Origin of the sequence: Pseudomonas machongensis, assembly GCF_034961125.1 — a bacterium.
GTDB classification, from domain to species: Bacteria; Pseudomonadota; Gammaproteobacteria; order Pseudomonadales; family Pseudomonadaceae; genus Aquipseudomonas; species Aquipseudomonas machongensis.
Genome location: NZ_JAYFUI010000151.1, coordinates 1 through 4,611, shown reverse-complemented (window position 1 = coordinate 4,611; position 4,611 = coordinate 1). Strand labels below are relative to the sequence as shown.

Below are 4,611 nucleotides of genomic sequence, written 5' to 3'. Positions count from 1 at the left end.
GTTGCGCCGCGCCAGTTGCAGTTGGATCTCGTCATGCAGCTTGTAGCGCGCTTCAGGCTCCATGAGGCTGGCATAGGGCGAGCCGATCAGAGCGCAGAGCTCGGCCGCGGGCAGGCCGAACTGGCGATCGCAGCCAGGGTCGAGGTAGAGCATCGCCCAACTGGCTTCGTTCAGCCGCTCGAAACGCAGCATCCCGAGCCGCGAGGGCACGGGTAACTGCGTCACGACCTCGGCCGCCACACGGCTGGCGGCATCGGGTTGGCTTTTCATCGAAGACTCGCTTGAACAAGGCGGTTGGCGCGGTATGCCGCAGGTAAGCGGCGGCGCGTTGAGCAAGGGTGCATCATGTCCCGTGGGCTGGCAAGCGGCCATATGGGGCAGCGTATGCAGGTTGTCGGCTGGGCGTGGGAAATCTGAAGCTTGTGCGCCTCGCGGCCCTTCATGGGGAGGGTGTTTCCAGGCAAAAAAAGCCCCGCCAGGGGCGGGGTTGAGGTACGAGCGTGGCAGCTCGAAATCGGTACCGCCTCCCCGGTTGGGGGAGGCGGGGTGCAGCATTACAGCAGCAGCGTGCGGATGTCCGTCAGCAGGTCGCCCAGGCGCTTGGTAAAGCGCGCAGCGGCAGCGCCGTTGATCACACGGTGATCGTAGGACAGCGACAGCGGCAGCATCAGCTTCGGCTGGAAGGCCTTGCCGTCCCAGACTGGCTGGATGGTCGCCTTGGAAACACCGAGGATTGCCACTTCCGGCGCGTTGACGATCGGCGTGAAGCCGGTGCCGCCAATGTGACCGAGGCTGGAGATGGTGAAGCAGGCACCCTGCATGTCGTCGGCCGACAGCTTCTTGGTGCGGGCTTTTTCAGCCAGCGCAGCCGCTTCGCCAGCCAGCTGCAGCAGGCTCTTCTGGTCGACGTTCTTGATCACAGGGACCAGCAGGCCATCCGGGGTGTCCACGGCGAAGCCGACGTTGACGTACTTCTTGCGGATGATGGCCTTGCCGCTCGGCGCCAGCGAACTGTTGAAGTCCGGCAGCTCCTTGAGCAGGTGGGCACAGGCCTTGAGCAGCAGCGGCAGAACGGTCAGCTTGACGCCGGCCTTCTCCGCCACGGCCTTCTGCGCAACGCGGAAGGCTTCCAGCTCGGTGATGTCGGCGGAATCGAACTGGGTCACGTGCGGCACGTTCAGCCAGCTGCGGTGCAGGTTGGCAGCACCGACCTGCATCAGGCGGGTCAGGGCGACTTCCTCGACTTCACCGAACTTGCTGAAGTCCACGGCCGGGATCGGCGGGATGCCGGCACCACCGGTCGCGCCGGCGGCTGCCGGAGCTTCCTTGGCCTTCTGCATCATCGCCTTGACGTAGACCTGCACGTCTTCTTTCAGGATGCGGCCGTGCGGGCCAGTGGCGGCCACAGCGCCCAGGTCGACACCGAATTCACGCGCCAGCTGACGAACGGCAGGGCCTGCGTGAACCTTGGCGTTGCTGCCAGCAGCCGGTGCGGTAGCAACCGGTGCAGGGGCAGCAGCTGGGGCGGCAGCGGCGGGTGCGGCGGCCGGAGCAGCTTCGGCCTTGGCGGCTTCGGGGGCAGCAGCAGGTGCCGGAGCGGCAGCCGGAGCTGCGCCCGCGACTTTCAGCTTGAAGATCAGGTCGCCAGTGCCGACTTCATCTTCCAGCTTGCACAGGACTTCCTCGACCACGCCAGCGGCAGGCGATGGGATTTCCATGGAAGCCTTGTCGGATTCCAGGGTGATCAGCGACTGGTCGGCTTCGACGGTGTCGCCGACCTTGACCAGCACTTCGATGATCTTGGCCTTGCCCGACGAACCGATATCCGGCACGTGAATGTCCTGCACGCTGGCGGCAGCCGGTGCTGCGGCAGGCGCAGGAGCAGGGGCGGCTTCAGCAGCGGGTGCTGCGGCCGCAGGGGCAGCAGCAGCCGGAGCGGCGGCCGGAGCCTCAGGCGCCGCAGCGGCGCCCTCGGCTTCCAGGACCAGCAGCTCGTCGCCTTCTTTCAGGCGATCGCCCAGCTTGACCTTCAGCTCCTTGATGACGCCGGCCTTGGGGGCCGGGATCTCCATGGAGGCCTTGTCCGACTCCAGGGTCAGCAGGCTCTGGTCCGCTTCGATGCGGTCGCCGACCTTGACGAACAGCTCGATGATTTCACCTTCACCGCTGCCGATGTCAGGTACGCGAATGAGTTCGCTCACTTAAGTTACTCCTCAGCAGTCCAGTGGGTTGCGCTTGTCCGGGTCGATGCCGAACTTGACGATGGCGTCAGCGACAACCTTCGGTTCGATCTCGCCACGGTCAGCCAGGGCTTCCAGGGCAGCCAGCACCACGAAGTGACGGTCGACTTCGAAGAAGTGACGCAGCTTCTTGCGGCTGTCGCTGCGACCGTAGCCATCGGTACCCAGGACCTTGAACTCTTTGCTTGGTACCCACTGGCGAATCTGCTCGGCGAACAGCTTCATGTAGTCGGTGGAGGCGATGACCGGACCCTTGCGACCGCTCAGGCACTGCTCGACGTAGGTCTGCTGTGGCTTCTGGCCAGGCTTGAGGCGGTTGGCGCGTTCCACGGCCAGGCCGTCGCGACGCAGTTCGTTGAAGCTGGTAACGCTCCACACATCGGCACCGATGTTGAACTCTTCACGCAGGATCTTCGCCGCTTCGCGGACTTCACGCAGGATGGTGCCGGAGCCCATCAGCTGAACGTGGTGCGCCGCTTCGCGGGTGTCTTCTTCCAGCAGGTACATGCCCTTGATGATGCCTTCCTCGGCGCCGGCCGGGATGGCAGGCTGCTGGTAGGATTCGTTCATCACGGTGATGTAGTAGAAGATGTCCTGTTGCTCTTCGGTCATCTTCTTCATGCCGTCCTGGATGATCACCGCCAGCTCGTAGCCGTAGGTCGGATCGTAGGTGCGGCAGTTCGGGATGGTGCCCGCCATCATGTGGCTGTGACCGTCTTCGTGCTGCAGGCCTTCGCCGTTCAGCGTGGTACGGCCGGCGGTACCGCCGATCAGGAAGCCACGGGTGCGGCTGTCGCCAGCGGCCCAGGCGAGGTCGCCGATACGCTGGAAGCCGAACATCGAGTAGAAGATGTAGAACGGCAGCATCGGCTGGTTGTGGCAGCTGTACGAAGTACCGGCAGCGATGAAGGACGACATGGCGCCGGCTTCGTTGATGCCTTCTTCGAGGATCTGGCCCTTCTTGTCCTCGCGGTAGAACATCACCTGGTCTTTATCGACTGGCTCGTAGAGCTGGCCGACCGACGAGTAGATGCCCAGCTGGCGGAACATGCCTTCCATACCGAAGGTACGGGCTTCGTCCGGGATGATCGGGACGATGCGCTGGCCGATTTCCTTGTCCTTGACCAGTTGCGCCAGGATGCGCACGAAGGCCATGGTGGTGGAGATTTCGCGGTCACCCGAGCCGTCGAGGATCGCTTTGAGCGTCTCCAGTGGCGGGGTCGGAACGCTGAAGCTCTTGGCGCGGCGTTGTGGCACGAAGCCACCCAGTGCGGCGCGACGCTCGGCCAGGTACTTGGCTTCGGCAGAACCTTCTTCAGGCTTGAAGAATGGCAGGTTCTCGAGGTCGGCGTCCTTGACCGGAATGTCGAAGCGGTCGCGGAAGTGACGCAGGCTGTCGACGTCGACTTTCTTGGTGTTGTGCGCGGTGTTCTTGGCTTCGCCAGCACCGGTACCGTAACCCTTGATGGTCTTGGCCAGGATGACGGTCGGCTGCTCTTTGTGGTTCACAGCCTGGTGGTACGCCGCATAGACCTTGTACGGGTCGTGGCCGCCACGGTTGAGCTTCCAGATCTCGTCGTCGGACAGGTCTTCGACCATGGCCTTGAGCTCTGGGGTGTTGAAGAAGTTCTCACGGACGTACGCGCCGTCCTTGGCCTTGTAGTTCTGGTACTCGCCGTCGATGACTTCGTCCATGCGGCGCTGCAGGGCACCGTTGGTGTCCTTGGCCAGCAGTGGGTCCCAGAAGCGGCCCCAGACGACCTTGTTGACGTTCCAGCCACCGCCACGGAACACGCCTTCGAGTTCCTGGATGATCTTGCCGTTGCCGCGAACCGGGCCGTCGAGGCGCTGCAGGTTGCAGTTGATGACGAAGATCAGGTTGTCCAGCTTCTCGCGGCCTGCCAGGGCGATCGCGCCCAGGGATTCCGGCTCGTCGCACTCGCCGTCGCCCATGAAGCACCAGACCTTCTGCTTGCCGGCCGGGATGAAGCCGCGGGCTTCCAGGTACTTCATGAAGCGTGCCTGGTAGATCGCCTGGATCGGACCCAGACCCATCGAAACGGTCGGGAACTGCCAGAAGTCAGGCATCAGCCATGGGTGCGGGTACGAAGACAGGCCGTTGCCGTCCACTTCCTGGCGGAAGTTGTTCATCTGCTCTTCGCTGATGCGGCCTTCCATGAAGGCGCGGGCGTAGACGCCTGGCGAAGCGTGGCCCTGGAAGAAGATCAGGTCGCCGCCGTGTTCTTCGGTCGGGGCCTGGAAGAAGTAGTTGAAGCCGATGTCGTAGAGGGTGGCGCTGGAGGCGAAGCTCGAGATGTGTCCGCCCAGGTCCGAGTCCTTCAGGTTGGTGCGCATGACCATGGCCAAGGCG

2 protein-coding genes and 1 pseudogene are annotated in these 4,611 nt (G+C 63.7%); all 3 read right to left on the bottom strand.

The window, feature by feature from the left end:
* A pseudogene (locus VA602_RS14905) lies at window positions 1–270 on the bottom strand (diguanylate cyclase); the annotation flags it as partial.
* A gap of 284 nt (window positions 271–554) precedes the next feature.
* Entirely contained in the window at window positions 555–2,201 is a 1,647-nt protein-coding gene (gene aceF, locus VA602_RS14900) for a dihydrolipoyllysine-residue acetyltransferase (RefSeq protein ID WP_153772430.1), read from the bottom strand.
* Window positions 2,202–2,213: 12 nt separating this feature from the next.
* Window positions 2,214–4,611, bottom strand: a 2,398-nt coding sequence (aceE, locus tag VA602_RS14895; protein ID WP_323453596.1) for a pyruvate dehydrogenase (acetyl-transferring), homodimeric type, incomplete at its 5' end; no start/stop codon positions are given.